At 55.7% G+C, this 19,479-nt stretch carries 18 protein-coding genes; 6 read left to right on the top strand and 12 right to left on the bottom strand.

Going from position 1 to position 19,479, the window contains the following annotated elements; genetic code table 11:
• Positions 1-287: 287 nt before the first annotated feature.
• The gene (locus tag LPQ25_RS02245) at positions 288-3,398 is read right to left on the bottom strand and encodes an efflux RND transporter permease subunit (RefSeq protein WP_014906856.1); all 3,111 of its coding nucleotides are present in this window, start codon (positions 3,396-3,398) and stop codon (positions 288-290) included.
• A gap of 12 nt (positions 3,399-3,410) precedes the next feature.
• Entirely contained in the window at positions 3,411-4,550 is a 1,140-nt protein-coding gene (locus LPQ25_RS02250; protein ID WP_014906857.1) for an efflux RND transporter periplasmic adaptor subunit, read from the bottom strand.
• A 378-nt stretch (positions 4,551-4,928) separates the two neighbouring features.
• Here LPQ25_RS02250 and envR point away from each other — a divergent pair, with 378 nt between their 5' ends.
• Positions 4,929-5,582: an acrEF/envCD operon transcriptional regulator gene (gene envR, locus LPQ25_RS02255; protein ID WP_004185881.1), complete on the top strand. Its 654-nt coding sequence runs from the start codon at positions 4,929-4,931 to the stop codon at positions 5,580-5,582.
• 84 nt (positions 5,583-5,666) lie between these two features.
• Here the strand turns inward: envR and fis are convergent, their stop codons facing one another.
• From fis to msrP, 10 genes are all read right to left on the bottom strand, one after another.
• Positions 5,667-5,963, bottom strand: coding sequence for a DNA-binding transcriptional regulator Fis (gene fis / locus LPQ25_RS02260; RefSeq protein WP_000462905.1), 297 nt, complete (start codon positions 5,961-5,963; stop codon positions 5,667-5,669).
• Positions 5,964-5,987: 24 nt separating this feature from the next.
• On the bottom strand, positions 5,988-6,953 hold the full coding sequence (gene dusB / locus LPQ25_RS02265) for a tRNA dihydrouridine synthase DusB (RefSeq protein ID WP_004144972.1): 966 nt from the start codon (positions 6,951-6,953) through the stop codon (positions 5,988-5,990).
• Between the two features lie 357 nt (positions 6,954-7,310).
• Positions 7,311-8,192, bottom strand: a complete 882-nt coding sequence (gene prmA / locus LPQ25_RS02270) for a 50S ribosomal protein L11 methyltransferase (protein ID WP_004144971.1) — start codon at positions 8,190-8,192, stop codon at positions 7,311-7,313.
• 11 nt (positions 8,193-8,203) lie between these two features.
• Positions 8,204-9,655, bottom strand: a complete 1,452-nt coding sequence (gene panF, locus LPQ25_RS02275) for a sodium/pantothenate symporter (protein ID WP_004188394.1) — start codon at positions 9,653-9,655, stop codon at positions 8,204-8,206.
• Positions 9,645-9,887: a YhdT family protein gene (locus LPQ25_RS02280; RefSeq protein ID WP_002918740.1), complete on the bottom strand. Its 243-nt coding sequence runs from the start codon at positions 9,885-9,887 to the stop codon at positions 9,645-9,647. Before LPQ25_RS02280 ends, panF begins: the two co-directional genes overlap by 11 nt.
• A 110-nt stretch (positions 9,888-9,997) precedes the next feature.
• On the bottom strand, positions 9,998-11,347 hold the full coding sequence (accC, locus tag LPQ25_RS02285; protein WP_004174096.1) for an acetyl-CoA carboxylase biotin carboxylase subunit: 1,350 nt from the start codon (positions 11,345-11,347) through the stop codon (positions 9,998-10,000).
• Positions 11,348-11,357: 10 nt separating this feature from the next.
• Positions 11,358-11,825 (bottom strand): acetyl-CoA carboxylase biotin carboxyl carrier protein, encoded by a 468-nt coding sequence (accB, locus tag LPQ25_RS02290; RefSeq protein ID WP_002918736.1) that lies wholly within the window; start codon positions 11,823-11,825, stop codon positions 11,358-11,360.
• A gap of 22 nt (positions 11,826-11,847) precedes the next feature.
• Positions 11,848-12,300: a type II 3-dehydroquinate dehydratase gene (gene aroQ, locus LPQ25_RS02295; protein WP_004174104.1), complete on the bottom strand. Its 453-nt coding sequence runs from the start codon at positions 12,298-12,300 to the stop codon at positions 11,848-11,850.
• 223 nt (positions 12,301-12,523) lie between these two features.
• On the bottom strand, positions 12,524-13,132 hold the full coding sequence (msrQ, locus tag LPQ25_RS02300) for a protein-methionine-sulfoxide reductase heme-binding subunit MsrQ (RefSeq protein ID WP_004185869.1): 609 nt from the start codon (positions 13,130-13,132) through the stop codon (positions 12,524-12,526).
• Entirely contained in the window at positions 13,132-14,133 is a 1,002-nt protein-coding gene (gene msrP, locus LPQ25_RS02305) for a protein-methionine-sulfoxide reductase catalytic subunit MsrP (RefSeq protein ID WP_004174108.1), read from the bottom strand. Before msrP ends, msrQ begins: the two co-directional genes overlap by 1 nt.
• Before the next feature lie 228 nt (positions 14,134-14,361).
• Between msrP and LPQ25_RS02310 the strand changes: the two genes are divergently transcribed.
• From LPQ25_RS02310 to mreD, 5 genes are all read left to right on the top strand, one after another.
• Positions 14,362-14,553 carry a hypothetical protein gene (locus tag LPQ25_RS02310; RefSeq protein WP_004144963.1) on the top strand — a complete coding sequence of 64 codons (192 nt, stop codon included), beginning with the start codon at positions 14,362-14,364 and terminating at the stop codon, positions 14,551-14,553.
• 79 nt (positions 14,554-14,632) lie between these two features.
• Positions 14,633-16,573, top strand: coding sequence for an RNase E specificity factor CsrD (gene csrD / locus LPQ25_RS02315; RefSeq protein WP_002918686.1), 1,941 nt, complete (start codon positions 14,633-14,635; stop codon positions 16,571-16,573).
• A 305-nt stretch (positions 16,574-16,878) separates the two neighbouring features.
• Positions 16,879-17,922 (top strand): rod shape-determining protein MreB, encoded by a 1,044-nt coding sequence (mreB, locus tag LPQ25_RS02320; protein WP_002918653.1) that lies wholly within the window; start codon positions 16,879-16,881, stop codon positions 17,920-17,922.
• A 70-nt stretch (positions 17,923-17,992) separates the two neighbouring features.
• A complete protein-coding gene (gene mreC / locus LPQ25_RS02325; RefSeq protein ID WP_004149974.1) occupies positions 17,993-18,985 on the top strand; it encodes a rod shape-determining protein MreC in 993 nt (330 codons plus the stop codon).
• Positions 18,985-19,473, top strand: coding sequence for a rod shape-determining protein MreD (gene mreD, locus LPQ25_RS02330; protein WP_002918648.1), 489 nt, complete (start codon positions 18,985-18,987; stop codon positions 19,471-19,473). Before mreC ends, mreD begins: the two co-directional genes overlap by 1 nt.
• Positions 19,474-19,479 lie beyond the last annotated feature (6 nt).

Genomic DNA, 19,479 nt, shown 5'->3' on the forward strand with positions numbered 1-19,479 from the left:
TACCTCTGGATAATCCGCTGGGTTGTACTGAAAGCCAGTGCAGAACGGAATGGCTTATTTTATCACCGCGAATTGTCCGGGCCGGAGGCCGAAATCATCTCAATATATGAGCCGCGTAAATATCGTGAAGATAAGCGCGGGAATATGCAGAAAAGATGGAGAGAAAGATTGTGATACAGCGATGCTGCGTGCGATGGCGGTTGCCAGACTGCGGCGCGTTTAGCTGGCTGCCAATATTGCATGCGAAAAAAAGCGCCCGCAAGGGGCGCCTTCAAGACATAGCCGAGTTATTCAGCGTGCCGGGTAAAGCGTCGTCTAACGACCACGAAGAACACCGGAACAAAGAAGATCGCCAGCAGCGTCGCGGTCAGCATCCCGCCCATCACGCCGGTGCCAACCGCATTCTGCGCCCCGCTGCCGGCACCATGGCTAATCACCAGCGGCATGACCCCGAGAATAAAGGCCAGAGAGGTCATCAGAATAGGCCGCAGGCGCATCCGCGCTGCCTCCAGCGTGGCCTCAATGATCCCTTTCCCTTCTTTCTCCATCAGATCCTTGGCGAACTCGACGATCAGGATCGCATTCTTGGCCGACAAACCGATCGTGGTCAAGAGTCCGACCTGGAAGTAAACGTCATTATTCAGCCCACGCAGCGTGGCGGCTAACAGCGCGCCAATGACCCCTAGCGGAACCACTAACATGACTGAGAAGGGGATCGACCAGCTCTCATACAGCGCCGCCAGACACAGGAAGACGACGATCAGCGAGATGGCATAGAGCGCAGGCGCCTGGTTGCCGGAGAGCCGTTCCTGGTAAGACATCCCGGTCCAGTCATAACCGATGCCGCTCGGCAGTTTACTGGCCAGCGTTTCCATCAGCGCCATGGCTTCCCCGGTACTTTTGCCTGGCGAAGCTTCACCGAGGATCTCCATAGATGGCAACCCGTTGTAGCGCTCCAGGCGCGGCGAGCCATATATCCAGCGTGAAGTGACAAAGGCGGAGAACGGCACCATTTCGCCGTTGGCGCTACGAACATACATGTTGTTAATGTCGCTCGGCAGCATACGGAAGTGGGCATCAGCCTGAACGTACACTTTTTTCACGCGGCCGCGGTCAATAAAGTCATTGACGTAGTATCCGCCCAGCGCGGCTGATATCGTTTCATTGATATCGGAGAGCGATACGCCCAGCGCCTGCGCTTTTTCCTGATCGACATCCAGTTTGAACTGAGGGGTATCTTCAAGCCCATTAGGGCGTACCCGAACCAGCTGATCCGGATGCTGTTTCACCATGCCCAGCAGTTGATTGCGCGCCTGGGTCAGAGCGGTATGACCGAGTCCGCCCTGGTCGATCAGTTCAAAGTCGAAGCCGGTGGCGGTACCCAGCTCAATAATGGCTGGCATGTTGAACGGGAAAACCATGGCGTCTTTGATCTGGCTAAAGGCTACGGTGGCCCGCTTGATGATGGACTCCACGCTGTTTTTATCGCCGCTGCGTGCTTCCCAGGGCTTCAGGCTGACAAACGCCATACCGGAGTTTTGTCCCTGGCCGCTGAAGCTGAAGCCGTTAACGGTAAAGACGCTTTCGACGTTGGCCTTCTCGTTATGCAGGTAGTAGTCGGTCACCGTATCCAGGACCTTCTGCGTGCGCTCCTGGGTAGCACCGGACGGCAGCTGGATCATGGTCAGGAAGACGCCCTGGTCTTCGTCGGGCAGAAAGGACGTGGGCAAGCGCATGAACAGCACGGCCATCCCCACGACGATCAGCAGGTAGATCACCAGATAACGGCCAGTTCCACGTAAAATACCGCTGACGCTGTTGGTATAGTGGTTAACGCTCTGGTCGAAGCGGGCGTTAAACCAGCCGAAAAATCCTTTTTTCTCATGGTGTTCAGCTGAGGCTGGCTTCAACAACGTGGCGCAGAGCGCCGGCGTCAGTACCAGCGCAACCAGCACGGAGAGCGCCATGGCGGAGACGATGGTGATTGAAAACTGACGATAAATCGCGCCGGTTGAGCCGCCGAAAAAGGCCATCGGGACAAATACTGCGGAGAGCACCATGGCGATACCCACCAGCGCTCCCTGGATCTGCGACATAGATTTTTCCGTCGCTTCTTTTGGCGAGAGCTTCTCCTCAACCATCACACGTTCGACGTTTTCCACTACTACGATAGCGTCATCGACCAGCAGACCTATCGCCAACACCATGCCAAACATTGTCAGCGTGTTGATGGAGTAGCCAAACATCGACAATACCGCGAAGGTTCCCAACAGCACCACGGGTACGGCAATGGTTGGAATGAGCGTTGCGCGCATGTTCTGCAGGAACAGATACATGACAAGAAAGACGAGAATAATTGCTTCAAAAAGCGTTTTGACCACTTCGTGAATGGAGATTTTGACGAAAGGGGTCGTATCATACGGATAAACCACCTTCATCCCCTGAGGGAAGTAGGGCTGCAGCTCGGCCAGCTTCGCTTTAATCGCGGTGGCGGTATCCAGGGCGTTGGCGCCGGTCGCAAGCTTAATACCCAGACCAGAGGCAGGTTTACCGTTAATTCTGGCGACAACGTTATAGTTCTCTCCCCCCAGCTCAATGCGGGCGACGTCTTTCAGATGGACGACAGAGCCATCGGCGTTGACCCGCAGCGTGACCTTGCCAAACTCCTGCGGATCTTTGAGCCGCGTCTGAGCGATGATTGACGCGTTCAACTGCTGGCCTTTCAGCGCTGGCGTACCGCCGAGCTGACCCGCGGCGATCTGATCGTTCTGGACCTGCAGCGCATTGATGACGTCCACCGGCGTCAGGTTGTATTTATTCAGCAGGTTGCCATCCAGCCAGACGCGCATAGCGTACTGCGCGCCGAACAGCTGCACATCGCCCACGCCGTTGAGGCGGCTAATAGGATCTTTGACATTGGAGGCAACATAGTCAGAAATATCGTCCTGGGTGGTGGTCGGGTTATCAGAGATAAAGCCGGCGACCAACAGGAAGCTGCTACTGGATTTCTCGACGCTAATCCCTTGCTGCTGTACTTCCTGGGGCATCAGCGGCGTGGCCAGCTGCAGTTTGTTTTGCACCTGTACCTGGGCAATATCGGGATCGGTACCCGATTTAAAGGTGAGCGTAATGGTTACCGAACCGGCAGAGTCGCTGGTCGACGACATATACATCAGGTTGTCGATGCCGTTCATATTCTGCTCGATAACCTGGGTGACGGTATCCTGTACGGTCTGGGCATCTGCACCGGGGTAGGTGGCGGAGATCGCTACCGCAGGAGGGGCGATTGTCGGGTACTGAGCTATCGGCAGCTGCAGGATGGCCAGGCCGCCGGCAATCATCATAATGATAGCCAGCACCCAGGCGAAGACCGGTCGATGAATAAAAAACTTAGACATGGCTGGGTATCCTTATTGCACGGCCGGCGCCGCACGCTCCGCTTCCGCTTTGACAGTGACGCCTGGACGGACTTTCTGTAAGCCGCTGACAATCACTTTATCGCCCGGCTTCAGCCCACTGGTGATAAGCCACTTATCGCCAACGGCCTGAGTCGCGACCACTTCCCGGGTTTCAACCTGGTTTTTGTCATTCACCAGCATCACGGAGGCATCACCACGCGGCGTGCGGGTCACCCCTTGCTGCGGTACCAGGATAGCCTGCGGATCGACGCCTTCGTCTATGCGGGCGCGGACGAACATCCCTGGCAGCAGGACATGCTGCGGGTTAGGGAAGATAGCGCGCAGAGTAATTGAGCCCGTAGTTTCATCAACAGTGACGTCAGAAAACTGCAGTGAACCTTTGAGCGGATAGGCCTGGCCGTTCTCCATGACCAGCTCAACGCTTTTGGTATCACCGCCGCGCTGCAGGCTTTCCTGCTTAAGGCGCATGAAGTCATTACTGGACTCCGTCACGTCAACATAGATGGGATCGAGCTGCTGGACGGTAGCCAGGGCATCCGACTGGCCGTTGGTGACCAGCGCCCCTTCGGTGACGCTCGATTTACCGATGCGCCCGCTAATGGGGGAGGTTACTTTGGTGTAGGCCAGGTTGATACGGGCCGTTTCCACGGCAGCTTTGGTGGCGATGACATCGGCATCGGCCTGGCGGGCGGTGGCCACTGCCTGATCGTATTCCTGCTGGCTGATATATTTAGTACCCAGCAGTGGAACGTAGCGTTTCACCGTCAAATGGGCGATAGCGGCCGCAGCTTCGGCTTTGGCCTCATCGCCTTTGGCGCTGTTCCACGCCGCCTGGTAGGTCGCCGGATCGATCTGATAGAGCGACTGGCCTGCTTCGACATCACTTCCTTCAACAAAGTTACGCTTCAGGATGATACCGCTCACCTGGGGGCGGACTTCCGCTACGCGAAAAGCAGAGGTTCGGCCCGGCAGTTCGGTGGTGACTGATAGCGGCGCGCTGTTCACGACATGGACCGTCACCTGCGGCGCCTGCGCATGGGGTTGCTGGTTGTCAGAATTATCGCAACCGGTTAGCAATAAGGCCGAGATAATTAAACCGGATAAAAGTGTCACTCTGGCGTGAGTCGTCATGGCGGTTCCTTATAGATTACGTACCCAATCAGGCGGCGAATCTGTGAAAGAAAGAGGGAATCAAAAAGCAGTTTGCCATCCTACAAATAAACGCCGTTGGATGTAAGAGATACTTATTTTTAAGCAATCAGCAAGGCACGCAAAAACAAAAAAACGGTCACTGTAGTATTGCGATTTATCGCAATTGTAAAAGTTGATAAATAGACATTATTTCAGTGAATGTATTTTCCGGTGATATTCACTTGAATAATTAATTCTCTTTTCGCATCAGGATTAACTTGTCTGCATTTTTGCTAAATAATACTTCATGGCAAATGCTAGATTAATTCTAATTAAGAATATCCTATATTATCTGCTTATCGGGAAGTGGGGCCTTGTATGGCAAGAAAAACAAAAGAAGAGGCGCAGCGCACGCGGCAGCTCCTGATTGAGTCCGCAATCCAGCAGTTCGCCCTGCGCGGAGTAACCAACACCACCCTGACGGATATCGCCGATGCGGCGGGAGTGACTCGCGGCGCGGTGTACTGGCATTTTGCCAGTAAGACGGAGCTGTTTAATGAAATGTGGCAGCAGCAGCCGCCGCTTAGAGATTTGATTCAGCCCAGTCAGGCCATAGAGTACGAACAGGAGCCGTTAAATGCTTTACGCGAGCGGTTTATTGCAGGCCTGCGCTATATTGCTGCGAATCCTCGACAGCGCGCTCTGATGCAAATTCTTTATCAGCGCTGTGAGTTTTCCAGTGATATGCTTTCGGAATACGAAATTCGCCAACGTATTGGTTTTAATTATTCACTCATTGGCGGCATCCTGCAGTGCTGCGTGCGTAACAATATATTGCCAGCCGAAACAAACATTGAGATGATATTAATTGTTTTACACAGTGCTTTTTCCGGGCTGATTAAAAACTGGCTGCTCGATCCGCAACGCTTCGATCTTTATCAGCAGGCGCCTGCGCTGGTGGATAATATAATGGCGGTGGTCTGTGCTGCGCGTTTATCGGGAGGGCCTGCGCTACGGCTGGTGAATCAGTAATGAGTTCTGTTGGCGCAGATAATAAAAAAGGCGCTTCCCCATGCCGAAGAGCGCCTTTTATATCAAGCAAGCAACTGACTAGTATCAGTTCATGCCGTATTTTTTCAGTTTTTTACGCAGCGTACCGCGGTTGATGCCCATCATCAGAGCAGCGCGGGTCTGGTTACCACGGGTGTATTGCATCACCATGTCCAACAGGGGCTGTTCAACTTCAGCCAGTACCAGCTCATACAGGTCATTCACATCCTGACCGTTCAGTTGAGCAAAATAGTTCTTCAGTGCCTGTTTAACCGAGTCACGCAGGGGCTTTTGAGTTACCTGATCCTGAGAGTTAACGGTAGAAACGGTCAGTACGTCAGAATTTACGCGTTGTTCGAACATAGTTCTGTCAGCTCTTTATTTCTATTACGCAAAATTTTCGAAGTATGCCTCCAACGCCTCCAGCTGTTCGCTGGCATCCTCAATGGCGTTGAATGTGCGCCGAAACTGGTCATCTGGAGCATGTTCCTGAAGATACCAGGAGACGTGTTTACGCGCGATTCGGTACCCTTTTGCCTGACCATAAAAGTCATGCAACTCCCGAACGTGCGCACAAAGCAAGCGCTTCACCTCTGCCAGCGGCAGCGGGGGCAGCAGCTCTCCAGTGTCCAGATAATGCTGGATTTCCCGAAAGATCCAGGGTCTTCCCTGAGCTGCACGGCCTATCATCAGGGCATCAGCCCCTGTATAGTCGAGCACAGCTCTGGCTTTAAGCGGGTCAGTAATGTCGCCATTCGCGATAATCGGAATGGAAACTTTCTGCTTAACTGCCCGAATACTGTCGTACTCAGCGTCTCCGTTAAACAAGCAGGCGCGGGTGCGTCCGTGAATAGTCAGAGCCTGAATGCCACACTCTTCGGCCAGTTGGGCAATCTCTACGCAGTTACGGTGTTCCGGTTCCCAACCGGTGCGAATCTTGAGAGTCACAGGAACGTCCACCGCGTTAACGACCGCCGTCAGGATCGACTTCACCTGGTCGGGGTACTGCAAGAGGGCTGAACCTGCAAGCTTGCGATTCACCTTTTTCGCCGGGCATCCCATATTGATATCAATAATCTGGGCGCCGCTTTCCACGTTAATCCGCGCGGCGGCAGCCATCTCTTCCGGCACGCTACCGGCGATTTGCACGGTACGAATACCGGGCTCATCGATATGCACCATCCGTAAACGGGACTTGTCGCTCTCCCACACCTGTGGGTTAGAAGACATCATCTCGGAAACGGTTAAACCCGCTCCCATCTCGTAGCACAGCGTCCGGAATGGTCTGTCAGTAATGCCAGCCATGGGCGCTGCGATCAGGCGATTTCTGAGCTGGTGGTGTCCGATGCGCATGAGTTAAGAAATGACCATACTGTGACTGCAAGGCGGCGTATATTACGCATTTTTTGCACGAGATGAAAGGCCAAACTTTGAGCAATCCTCTGTTGCAGATCAATGAATCCGGGACTAGCGTAAAAGGGATGAATAAATACTTATATTAATCATTGATTTAATGGATGATGGATAATTTGTGTCCATTTATAAAATCATAAAACTTCTCGATTTTTCTTGGATAAACTGGCCGCATGGCGATATAAAACGCTGTTTTTGTAGCCAAAAAAGTGCTCTGTAGTGCGATCTGCCTCTCATTTCCTGGCATTATTTGGTGGCTACTGGAAACAAAAATGCGGCCCGTAGGCCGCATCGCGCTTAGTTTTTCCGGCCGGTAATCCGGCACCACTCTTCCTTCTCGACCACCGGGTCAAGGGTGAAGAGATCGGCGTAGGCTTCACAGACGCTCTCCGCCTGGCTGGCAAGGATGCCGGAAAGCCCCAGCAAACCGCCTGAAACGGGCAGGACGCTGATTAATGGCGCCAGCTCACGCAGCGGGCCTGCCAGGATATTCGCGACCACCACGTCGGCTTTCATCGACTCCGGTTGGTCCTGAGGAAGATAGAGCTCCAGGCGTTCAGAAACGCCGTTACGCTGCGCGTTATCACGACTGGCCTGAATAGCCTGCGGGTCGATATCAATCCCGATTGCTTTTGCCGCCCCCAGCTTCAGTGCGGCAATCGCCAGGATGCCGGAGCCGCAGCCGAAATCAATCACCGTTTTTCCGTTGAGGTCGAGTCCATCCAGCCACTGCAGGCACAGGGATGTCGTCGGATGCGTACCGGTGCCAAAGGCCAGACCCGGATCGAGCATCACGTTGACGGCATTTTCATCCGGAACATCGCGCCAGCTTGGGCAGATCCATAGCCGCTCCCCGAAGCGCATGGGGTGGAAGTTATCCATCCATTCCCGTTCCCAGTCTTTATCTTCCAGCTGCTCGATCTTATGCGCGAACCCGGCGCCCAGCAGCGGATGCTGCTCCAGTTGGGCAACGACCGCTTTCATATCGGTTTCAGCATCGAACAGGCCGATTACGTCGGTATCCCCCCACAGGCGGGTTTCCCCGGGCAATGGCTCAAATACCGGCGTATCGTGCGTATCCTGGAAGGTGATCGAGACCGATCCGGCCTCCATCAGCGCATCGCTAAGATCTTCAGCGTTCGCGCCGGTGGTATTTAGTTTCAGTTGGATCCATGGCATAGCAAAACTCTTTATTTATCAGTAGTCAAAATGGGGGACTGTGGGGCGGGACGACCGAAACGGTTCCCCGCCACAAACGCCAGCAAACTCAGCAGCAGCGCGGGAACGATCGGGTGAAAGCCCAGAAACTGCACTTTCAGCGTGGCCAGTACGGCATACAGGACGCCGCCTACGATCATCGCGCTCAGCGCGCCAGCCGCGTTGGCGCGTTCCCAGTAAAGGCCCAGCACCAGCGGCCACAGGAAGACGGCTTCCAGGCCGCCGAAGGCCAGCAGGTTCAGCCAGATTATCATCTCCGGCGGCCGCCAGGCCGCGAGCAGCAACAAGACCCCCAGCAGGAGCGTGATGCCGGCGGACATGCGTTTAAGCCGCTTTTCGTTAGTCGCCTGATCCGGCCGCCAGTTCAGGTACAGATCTTTGATGATCGTAGCGGAACTTTGCAGAAGTTGGGCATTGATCGTCGACATAATCGCCGCCATCGGCGCGGCAAGGAAGATCCCGGCGGCAAAGGGCGGAAGCACTTTAACCATCAGCGTCGGGATCACCAGATCCGGCACGGTTAAATCGGGGATCACCGCCCGGCCTAATGCCCCAGCCAGATGCATGCCAAACATCAGGATCGCCACCACGATGGTGCCGATAATGATGCCGCGATGCACGGCTTTGCTGTCTTTGTAGGAGATACAGCGCACTGCGGTATGTGGCAGACCAATAACGCCGAAGCAGACCAGCACCCAAAACGAGGCCATAAAGGTTGGCGAGAGGATATCTTCCGCGCCCTGCGGGGACACCAGCTTGACGTCGATCGACTGCAGCGTCTCTACCGCATGGCCAACCCCCCCGGCGGCGTGGATCACGCCTACCAGCAGCACGATCGTGCCGATCAGCATTACCATGCCCTGCATCGTGTCGTTGAGCACGCTGGCGCGAAAGCCGCCATAGGCGGTATACAGCGCGATGCTGACCCCGAAGATCAGCAGGCCGGTATCGTAAGGAATACCGGCAGCCGTCTCCAGCAGGCGGGCGCCGCCGATAAACTGGACGGTCATGGCGCCGACAAAGGCCACCAGCAGACTCAGGCTGGCCAGCCAGACCAGCAGGCGACTCTGATAGCGCGCAAACAGCATGTCATTGAGGGTGACAGCATTATAGCGACGCGCAAGGATGGCGAATTTTTTCCCCAGCACGCCCAGCGACAGCCAGATGGCGGGGAGCTGGATCATCGCCAGCAGCACCCAGCCCAGGCCGTATTTATAGGCGGCGCCGGGTCCGCCGATAAATGAGCTGGCGCTGATATAGGTGGCGGTTAGCGTCATGGCCAGCACGAAGCCGCCCATCGAGCGGCTGCCGAGAAAGTACTCATTAAGAAAGCTACCTGAGGCGCGTTTTCTCATGGCGTAGAGGGATAAACCGAACACCACCACCAGGTAGGCGATCAGGGGAATAATGACCTCAAACTGCATCATCGTCCTCCAGAGAAATATCGCGGAAAATCAGTTTGACCATCGCCCAGCACAGCAGAATGAACAGCAGCGGTACCAGCAGGCAGGCCATTTCAAACCAGTGTGGCAGGCCGGTAAAGCCAATAGCCACCCCCGGCAGATAGGCGGCGGCCAGCCAGGCGGCAAGGTAGAGAAGGGTCAGCCACAGCGCCCAGCGCGCTTCTTTGTGGGCCTGAACAAAGCGTTTGTCCATTTTTTGTCCCTTGAGGATGAAGAAAGCGGGGATTGTACCGCATGGTATAGATGAGGAGAGAGAAAAAGAAAAAAGGCCGGTTTACCCGGCCTTTTGCTGAGAGAGCAGAATTATTTTTCCTGCAAGCCGAGTTTTTTCTCCAGATAGTGGATATTGGTGCCACCATGCTGGAAATTCTCGTCGCTCATAATGCGCATCTGCAGATCGACGTTGGTTTTGATGCCATCGATGATCAGCTCCTGCAGCGCATTCTTCATGCGGGCAATCGCCACGTCACGGCTTTCGCCGTAGCAGATCAGTTTACCGATCATGGAGTCATAGTACGGCGGTACGGTGTAACCGGCGTAAATATGTGACTCCCAGCGCACGCCAAAGCCACCCGGCGCGTGGAAACGGGTGATTTTGCCCGGGCTCGGCAGGAAGGTGTTCGGGTCTTCGGCGTTGATACGGCATTCCACCGCATGGCCGCGAACCACCACTTCATCCTGCTTGATAGACAGCGGCTGGCCGGCTGCGATACGCAGCTGCTCTTTGATCAGGTCAACGCCGGTGATCATTTCAGTTACCGGATGCTCTACCTGGATACGGGTGTTCATTTCAATGAAGTAGAACTCGCCGTTTTCGAACAGGAACTCAAAGGTACCCGCCCCGCGGTAGCCGATATCCACACAGGCTTTCGCGCAACGCTCGCCGATGTAGCGACGCAGTTCCGGGGTGATGCCCGGCGCCGGCGCTTCTTCGACCACTTTCTGATGACGGCGCTGCATGGAGCAGTCACGTTCAGCCAGATAGATAGCGTTGCCCTGACCATCCGCCAGCACCTGAATTTCAATGTGGCGTGGGTTTTCCAGGTATTTCTCCATGTAGACCATGTCGTTGTTGAAAGCCGCTTTGGCTTCCGCTTTGGTCATGGAGATGGATTGCGCCAGTTCAGCGTCGCTACGTACAACGCGCATACCGCGACCGCCGCCGCCGCCGGAGGCTTTGATGATCACCGGGTAGCCGATGCGTTTGGCATGCGCGCGGTTAGCGTCCATGTCGTCGGTCAGCGGGCCGTCAGAACCCGGAACGGTCGGGACGCCGGCTTTCTTCATGGCGGTGATCGCGGACACTTTGTCGCCCATCAGGCGGATAGTGTCGGCTTTCGGGCCGATGAAGATAAAGCCGGAACGCTCAACCTGCTCAGCAAAATTAGCGTTCTCAGAGAGGAAGCCATAACCCGGGTGAATCGCTACCGCGCCAGTGATCTCAGCGGCGCTGATAATGGCCGGAATGTTCAGATAGCTTTTTACGGACGGAGCCGGACCGATGCAGACCGTCTCATCCGCTAACAATACGTGTTTTAGATCGCGATCCGCAGTGGAGTGCACAGCGACAGTCTTGATGCCCAGTTCTTTACAGGCACGCAGGATGCGCAGTGCGATCTCGCCACGGTTAGCGATGACAATTTTATCCAGCATGTTCGCCTCGTTACTCGATAACTACCAGCGGCTCGTCGAATTCTACCGGTTGGCCGCTTTCGATCAGAATGGCTTTCACCACGCCGGCTTTGTCGGCTTCGATCTGGTTCATCATTTTCATCGCTTCGACGATGCACAGGGTGTCGCCCACGTTAACTTTCTGGCCAACTTCCACAAACGCTTTCGCGTCCGGGCTCGGCGTACGATAGAAAGTACCAACCATCGGGGAACGTACGATGTGACCACTGATTTCCGCTTTCGCCGGCGCTTCAGCCGCAGCAGCTGGTGCGGCAGTCGCGGCGGCAGGCGCCTGAGGCTGCATCATCGGCGCAGCATAAGCCTGCTGCATAACCGGATAGCTTGCGGCCGGTGCAGAGCGGCTGATGCGAACAGACTCTTCGCCTTCAGAAATTTCCAGTTCGGAGATACCTGATTCTTCAACCAGCTCGATCAGTTTTTTAATCTTACGAATATCCATGAGTGGGTTCCGTACTCTTTGTTTAGTGTGATTGTGACAGGCGTTTTACCGCCGTCTGTAAAGCGTATGAATAGCCATCCGCCCCCAGCCCGCAAATGACGCCAGCGGCGACATCTGACAGATACGAGTGCTGGCGGAAGGGTTCGCGTGCATGCACATTGCTCAGGTGAATCTCGATAAACGGGATGTTCACGGCGAGCAAAGCGTCACGGATTGCTACGCTGGTATGCGTGAACGCGGCCGGATTAATCAGGATATAGTCCACGTTGTCTTTAGCCTGATGAATTCGGTCGATTAACGCATGCTCCGCGTTGGACTGCAGGTGATCCAGACTCACATTCAGCGCCGCCGCTTCAGATGTTAAACGGTTAACAATTTCAGCCAGCGTGAGAGGGCCATACTTCTCAGGCTCGCGGGTACCGAGCATGTTAATGTTTGGACCATTCAAAAGCAAAATGTGAAACTTCACTGCCATTGTGTGGCGATCTCCTGCCATTTTCGGGTAAAAAACAACATATACCTTCAATGCGCCCTTGTCACCTTTTCAGGGTCAGAAAACCCCGTCAGGAAAACCAAAGTCGCACATTATAACGATTTCGTAGCAATTGGCAGCTAAATACTGGTCTTATCAGGGAAGATTATCAACCGCTATCTGAAAAAGAGTCGCGGTTGATAAAGGATCTGCGGGAAACTGCACATTACCGGATTGCGCGCCACCACTGGCGGAACTTCTTGTAACGCCATGTCAATAGCCCCGCTGCCAGCAGGGCATATATAACGGGCTGCGGCGAGACGATCTTCACTGACCACAGGTAGTGTATCGGCGCGAGGATCGCCACCAGATAGACGAAGTTGTGTAAAAGTTGCCAGCGACGCCCCAGTTTTCGCTGCATCGCTTGCGTGGAGGTCACCGCCAGCGCCAGCAGAATCGCCCAGCTGATCATGCCCAATGTCAGATAGGGGCGGGTGATAATCTCCGAGCCCAGCAGCGCCAGATTGTTAATGCCCAGCTCCAGTAGGGTATAGCTGGTCAGGTGCAGCGTCGCCCAGGCAAAACACCATAAACCTAACAGCCGACGAACGCGAATCAATAATGGCTGCTTCGCATAGCGCGCCAGCGGAGAGACCAGCAGCGTCGCCAGCAGAAACTTAAGCGCCATTCTGCCGGTAAAGTGCTGAATATCCTTGGCTGGATCGGCGCTAAAGTAGCCCTGGTGCCCGGCCCAGAATAACCAGACCAGCGGCAAAAACCCCGCAAGGTGAAGTAAAACCTTCAGCCAGACGATCTGTTTGACGGTGAAACGCACTAGAAGTTCTCCCGCAGATTCATGCCGCGATACAGCGACGCCACTTCGTCGGCATAGCCATTAAACAGCAACGTCGGTTGACGCTTCACATCGAGCACGCCGCCGGCGCCGATAAACCGCTCGCTAGCCTGCGACCAGCGGGGGTGATCGACGTGCGGATTGACGTTGGCGAAGAAGCCGTATTCGTCCGGCGCCGCCAGGTTCCAGGTGGTTGGCGGCCGCTCGCGGGTCAGCTCGATACTAACAATGGATTTTATGCCTTTAAAACCGTACTTCCACGGCACGGTCAGGCGGACCGGCGCGCCGTTTTGCGGCGGCAGCGCTTTGCCATACACCCCGACGGTGAGTAGCGTCAGCGGGTGCATCGCTTCATCCAGCCGTAGCCCCTCCACGTAAGGGTAAGCGAGCCCCCCGCCGATAAACCGGTCTTTCTGGCCGGGCATTTGATCCGGAGCATAGAGGGTTTTGAAGGCCACATAGCGCGCGCTGCTGGTGGGCTCCACCAGCGCCAGCAGTTTATGCAGCGGGAAGCCGACCCAGGGGACCACCATCGACCAGGCTTCCACACAGCGCATACGATAAATGCGCTCTTCCAGCGGGAAGCGTTTGGTCAGATCGTCATGGTCAAGGGTCAGAGGTTTCGCCACTTCGCCACCGATGGTGAGCGTCCAGGGATCGGTGCGCAGGCTACCCGCGTTCGCCGCCGGATCGGCTTTATCGAGGCCGAATTCATAAAAATTATTGTAACCGGCGACCTTATCTTCTGGGGTAAGCGTCAGATTAGCCTGCCACTCGGCGGGTTTAGCAAACTCCAGGGCCTTGCCCGCTGGCGCTGGTGGGCGGTCGTGGCCTTTAAACCAGTCCAGCAGGTCGGCCTGCGCGGCGGCGGGAAGGGAAAGCGCGGTCGCGCTGATACCCAGCATTTTCAGCACCTGGCGCCGCTTGAGCATAAAAACGGATTCGGCCGTGACGTCGGCTTCCGTCAGTTTTTTTCTTTTCATGGTGTCCTCCGTCATGCGTTTTCCTAAGCATGACGGAGACGGCGATGAATGGCGAATATGTCACGAAAAATTGCACATTAGGATGAGGAGCCGCCGCCGAAGCAGAGGCGCGGTCGTCCAGGAATCATCGGAAAGTGGCGCAAGACGTTTCCTTTGCCGCGCATGACCCGGCATCTTTAGCAGGGAAAAGGGGGCGGTAAGCTGGCCAGACGGTATAGCGGTAATAATTTGCGCCGCCGGCGCGGGTTTGTCATCCTGCGTCTAAAATTAAAGCGCTTCTGGCGCAGGCCGCAGGCGGGCGACGATTGGCAAATTTTTTCTGCAAACTATACTCGCTATCGGCATACTTTTACCGATAATACGCATTCCATTGCCAGACTCGCCATCTTTGATAGTATGCGTCGCGCTTTAAAAGGTTAATGCTTGCGGCAAGGTGCGCGCCGGCACGGGAGCCTGATGGTTCATCGGGTAGTCATTCACTCGCGGAGTTAACACAGGGATGCGATTAACGACGAAGTTCTCAGCCTTTATTACGCTGCTAACTAGCCTGACCATCTTTGTCACGCTGATTGGCGCTTCGCTGAGTTTTTATAACGGCATTGAGAACAAGGTCGAAAACCGCGTTCAGGCGGTGGCGACCATGCTGGATAACCGGCTCATCACCACCTCTTTCGATAAGCTTGAACCGCAGTTGGATGAGCTGATGACGCCGATCGAGATCGTGCATATCGATTTCATGCTCAACGGCAAACCGCTCTACAGCCATTCCCGACCCGATAGCTATCGCCCGCTCGGCAGCCATGAGCAATTCCGTGAGATCACGGTTCAGTCGCTTAAACATCCTGGTATTACGCTGCATCTGGTCTACGTTGACCCGATGGTGAACTATTTCCGTTCGCTGTCGATCACTGCCCCGCTGTCGATCTCCATTGGCTTCATGGTGGTAATTATTTTCTTCGCCGTCCGCTGGATCCGCCGCCAGCTGGCCGGCCAGGAGCTGCTGGAGCTGCGTTCCACGCGTATCCTGAGCGGCGAGCGCGGGCCGCAGGTGCGCGGGTCGGTCTATGAATGGCCGGCCAGCACCAGCAGCGCGCTGGATATGCTGCTGTCGGAGCTGCAGTTCGCCAGCGATCAGCGCAGCCGGATGGATACGCTTATTCGCTCCTACGCGGCGCAGGATTCGAAAACCGGACTGAATAACCGCCTGTTTTTTGACAATCAGCTGGCCACGCTGCTGGAAGACCAGGAGAAGGTGGGAGCCTACGGCATCGTGATGATGATCCGTCTGCCGGAGTTTGATCTGCTACGGGACAACTGGGGACGGGCGGCGGCCGAAGAACATTACTTTACGCTTATCAACCTGCTCTCTACCTTTATTATGCGTTACCCCGGCGCGCTGTTGGCGCGCTATCACCGTAGCGACTTCGCCGTGCTGCTGCCGCACCGTACGTTGAAAGAGGCGGATAGTATCGCCGGCCTGTTGCTGAAGGCGATGGATGCGCTGCCTCCAACGCGTATCCTCGATCGCGACGATATGATGCATATCGGCATCTGTTCTTTCCGCAGCGGGCAATCGGCGGCGCAGGTGATGGAACATGCGGAAGCGGCAACGCGCAACGCGGTGCTGCAGGGCAGCAACAGCTGGTCGGTCTATGATGACACCCTTCCGGAGAAAGGTCGCGGCAACGTTCGCTGGCGAACGCTGATCGAACAGATGCTGAGCCGCGGCGGGCCGCGGTTGTACCAAAAACCAGCTGTCACCCGCGACGGGCGGGTACATCATCGTGAACTGATGTCGCGGATGTACGACGGTAAAGAAGAGGTGATTGCAGCGGAATACATGCCGATGGTGCTGCAGTTTGGCCTGGCGGAGGAGTATGACCGCCTGCAGGTAACGCGCCTGCTGCCGTTTTTAGGCTTCTGGCCCGAGGAGAATCTGGCGCTCCAGCTGTCGGTGGAGTCGCTGATCCGTCCGCGTTTCCAGCGCTGGCTGCGCGATGCCTTGATGCAGTGTGAAAAATCGCAGCGTCAGCGGATTATTTTTGAACTTGCAGAGGCAGATGTTTGTCAATATATCGGCCGTCTGCAGCCGGTTATGCGATTGGTTAACGCTCTGGGCGTTCGGGTGGCAGTGGTTCAGGCGGGGTTAACCCTGGTTGGAACCAGCTGGATCAAGCAGCTGGATGCGGAGCTGATCAAACTGCATCCGGGTCTGGCGCGCAACATCGAAAAGCGCAGCGAGAACCAACTGCTGGTGCAAAGCCTGGTGGAAGCCTGTAAAGGCATGCCTATGCAAGTTTTTGCGACGGGCGTACGCAGCCGCAGCGAGTGGTTGGTACTGTCCCAATGCGGTGTCACGGGCGGGCAGGGGGAATTTTTTGCCGCCTCACAGCCACTTGACACAAATGTGAAAAAATATTCGCAAAGATACTCGGTTTGATCTGCCGTTTAGCGTGATTTCACGTAGAATAACGCGCGCCATCGTGAAGGGGGTGTGCTTGTCTACCTGCCGGATCATCGCAATGTAAATGCCAGTGACCCTCCTTTGACAGGTTACAAATTCAGGCGTGGAGCGCTGCTGAAGATTTCAGCAATGAACGGAGTCGGGAAAATTTGTAACAAAGGAAATGAACTGCACTAATTTTCACCGCAGCAGGTGATTTTTGCGCCTTGTCGCTGCTGCGTGTGGTTGGTAAAGTAAGCGGATTTTGTTTTCCGCCCCAGCTTTCAGGATTATCCCTTAGTATGTTAAAAAAATTTCGTGGCATGTTTTCCAATGACCTGTCCATTGACCTGGGTACCGCGAATACCCTTATTTACGTAAAAGGACAAGGCATCGTATTGAATGAGCCTTCCGTGGTGGCCATTCGTCAGGATCGTGCCGGATCGCCGAAAAGCGTCGCCGCCGTGGGTCATGAAGCGAAGCAGATGCTCGGCCGTACCCCGGGTAATATCGCGGCGATTCGCCCGATGAAGGACGGCGTTATCGCTGACTTCTTCGTGACGGAAAAGATGCTGCAGCACTTTATCAAACAAGTGCACAGCAACAGCTTTATGCGCCCGAGCCCGCGCGTGCTGGTGTGTGTACCGGTTGGCGCAACCCAGGTCGAACGTCGCGCTATTCGTGAATCCGCGCAGGGCGCAGGCGCCCGTGAAGTCTTCCTGATCGAAGAGCCGATGGCGGCAGCGATTGGCGCAGGCTTACCGGTTTCTGAAGCGACCGGCTCCATGGTGGTGGATATCGGTGGCGGTACCACTGAGGTGGCGGTTATCTCCCTGAACGGCGTAGTCTATTCCTCTTCTGTACGTATCGGCGGTGACCGCTTCGACGAAGCCGTTATCAATTACGTGCGTCGTAACTACGGCTCCCTGATCGGTGAAGCGACCGCTGAACGTATCAAGCATGAAATCGGTTCGGCTTACCCGGGCGATGAAGTGCGCGAAATTGAAGTGCGCGGTCGTAACCTGGCGGAAGGCGTGCCACGCGGCTTCACCCTGAACTCAAACGAAATTCTTGAAGCGCTGCAGGAGCCTCTGACCGGCATCGTGAGCGCGGTCATGGTTGCCCTTGAGCAGTGCCCGCCGGAACTGGCGTCTGATATCTCTGAACGCGGGATGGTTCTCACCGGCGGTGGTGCGCTGCTGCGCAACCTGGACCGTCTGTTAATGGAAGAAACCGGTATTCCAGTCGTGGTTGCTGAAGATCCGCTGACCTGCGTAGCGCGTGGCGGCGGCAAGGCGCTGGAGATGATCGACATGCACGGCGGCGACCTGTTTAGCGAAGAGTAGTCAGCCTGAAGGTCCGGGGCGGCATACGAGCTGCCCCTGGTCTTTACTGACACGAGAATACGCATAGCCTATGAAGCCAATTTTTAGCCGTGGCCCCTCGCTACAGATTCGCCTTATTCTGGCGGTGCTGGTGGCGCTTGGCGTGATTATCGCCGACAGCCGCCTGGGTACGTTCAGTCAAATCAGAACGTACATGGATACAGCCGTCAGCCCTTTCTACTTTGTCTCTAATGGTCCCCGGGAACTGCTCGACAGCGTATCGCAGACGCTAGCTACCCGCGACCAGCTCGAACTGGAAAACCGCGCGCTGCGCCAGGAGCTGTTGCTGAAAAACAGCGATCTGCTGATGCTGGGCCAGTACAAGCAGGAGAACGCGCGCCTGCGTGAACTGCTTGGCTCGCCGCTGCGCCAGGACGAGCAAAAAATGGTGACGCAGGTCATCTCAACGGTCAACGACCCTTACAGCGATCAGGTGGTTATTGACAAAGGCAGCGTGAACGGTGTTTACGAAGGCCAGCCGGTTATCAGCGATAAAGGCGTGGTGGGGCAGGTCGTGGCCGTGGCGAAAATGACCAGCCGAGTGCTGCTGATCTGCGATGCCACTCATGCGCTGCCGATCCAGGTTCTGCGTAACGACATTCGCGTCATTGCCGCCGGTAACGGCTGCACGGACGATCTCCAGCTTGAGCATCTGCCGGCGAATACCGATATTCGCGTCGGCGACGTGCTGGTGACCTCCGGTCTCGGCGGTCGTTTCCCTGAAGGGTATCCGGTCGGGGTAGTCTCCTCGGTGAAACTGGACACCCAGCGCGCCTATACCGTGATTCAGGCGCGTCCGACGGCCGGGCTGCAGCGCTTGCGCTATCTGTTGCTGCTGTGGGGCGCCGATCGTAATGGCGCTAACCCGATGACCCCGGAAGAGGTTCATCGGGTGGCTAACGAACGTCTGATGCAGATGATGCCGCAGGTACTGCCTGCGCCGGATGCGATGGGGCCGCAGATGCCGGCGCCCGCCACCGGGTTGACGCCGCCTCAGCCGTCGCAGCCTGCAGGGGGGCAATAGTGGCAAGTTACCGTAGCCAGGGACGCTGGGTTATCTGGCTCTCGTTTCTTATCGCGCTATTGCTGCAAATTATGCCCTGGCCGGCGGACATCAGCGTTTTCCGGCCCAACTGGGTATTATTGATCCTGCTGTACTGGATACTCGCGTTGCCGCACCGGGTAAACGTGGGGACGGGTTTCGTGATGGGGGCTATTCTTGATCTCATCAGCGGTTCAACGCTCGGCGTTCGCGCGCTGTCTTTAAGCATCGTCGCCTATCTGGTCGCGCTGAAGTATCAGCTGTTCCGTAACCTGGCGCTGTGGCAGCAGGCGCTGGTGGTAATGCTGTTATCCCTGGCCGTGGATATCATTGTTTTCTGGGCAGAGTTTTTAGTGATCAACGTCTCTTTCCGTCCGGAAGTATTCTGGAGTAGTGTAGTAAACGGCATCCTCTGGCCATGGCTCTTCCTGCTGATGCGTAAAGTGCGTCAGCAATTTGCAGTGCAATAAGGTTGA

The organism is Klebsiella sp. KPN54798 (assembly GCF_021184225.1).
GTDB classification, from domain to species: domain Bacteria; phylum Pseudomonadota; class Gammaproteobacteria; order Enterobacterales; family Enterobacteriaceae; genus Klebsiella; species Klebsiella pneumoniae.

Coding starts and splice junctions, on each gene's coding strand:
- LPQ25_RS02245 (WP_014906856.1), bottom strand. CDS start 3,398: ATGTCTAAGTTTTTTATTCATCGACCGGTCTTCGCCTGGGTGCTGGCT.
- LPQ25_RS02250 (WP_014906857.1), bottom strand. CDS start 4,550: ATGACGACTCACGCCAGAGTGACACTTTTATCCGGTTTAATTATCTCG.
- envR (WP_004185881.1), top strand. CDS start 4,929: ATGGCAAGAAAAACAAAAGAAGAGGCGCAGCGCACGCGGCAGCTCCTG.
- fis (WP_000462905.1), bottom strand. CDS start 5,963: ATGTTCGAACAACGCGTAAATTCTGACGTACTGACCGTTTCTACCGTT.
- dusB (WP_004144972.1), bottom strand. CDS start 6,953: ATGCGCATCGGACACCACCAGCTCAGAAATCGCCTGATCGCAGCGCCC.
- prmA (WP_004144971.1), bottom strand. CDS start 8,192: ATGCCATGGATCCAACTGAAACTAAATACCACCGGCGCGAACGCTGAA.
- panF (WP_004188394.1), bottom strand. CDS start 9,655: ATGCAGTTTGAGGTCATTATTCCCCTGATCGCCTACCTGGTGGTGGTG.
- LPQ25_RS02280 (WP_002918740.1), bottom strand. CDS start 9,887: ATGGACAAACGCTTTGTTCAGGCCCACAAAGAAGCGCGCTGGGCGCTG.
- accC (WP_004174096.1), bottom strand. CDS start 11,347: ATGCTGGATAAAATTGTCATCGCTAACCGTGGCGAGATCGCACTGCGC.
- accB (WP_002918736.1), bottom strand. CDS start 11,825: ATGGATATTCGTAAGATTAAAAAACTGATCGAGCTGGTTGAAGAATCA.
- aroQ (WP_004174104.1), bottom strand. CDS start 12,300: ATGGCAGTGAAGTTTCACATTTTGCTTTTGAATGGTCCAAACATTAAC.
- msrP (WP_004174108.1), bottom strand. CDS start 14,133: ATGAAAAGAAAAAAACTGACGGAAGCCGACGTCACGGCCGAATCCGTT.
- csrD (WP_002918686.1), top strand. CDS start 14,633: ATGCGATTAACGACGAAGTTCTCAGCCTTTATTACGCTGCTAACTAGC.
- mreB (WP_002918653.1), top strand. CDS start 16,879: ATGTTAAAAAAATTTCGTGGCATGTTTTCCAATGACCTGTCCATTGAC.
- mreC (WP_004149974.1), top strand. CDS start 17,993: ATGAAGCCAATTTTTAGCCGTGGCCCCTCGCTACAGATTCGCCTTATT.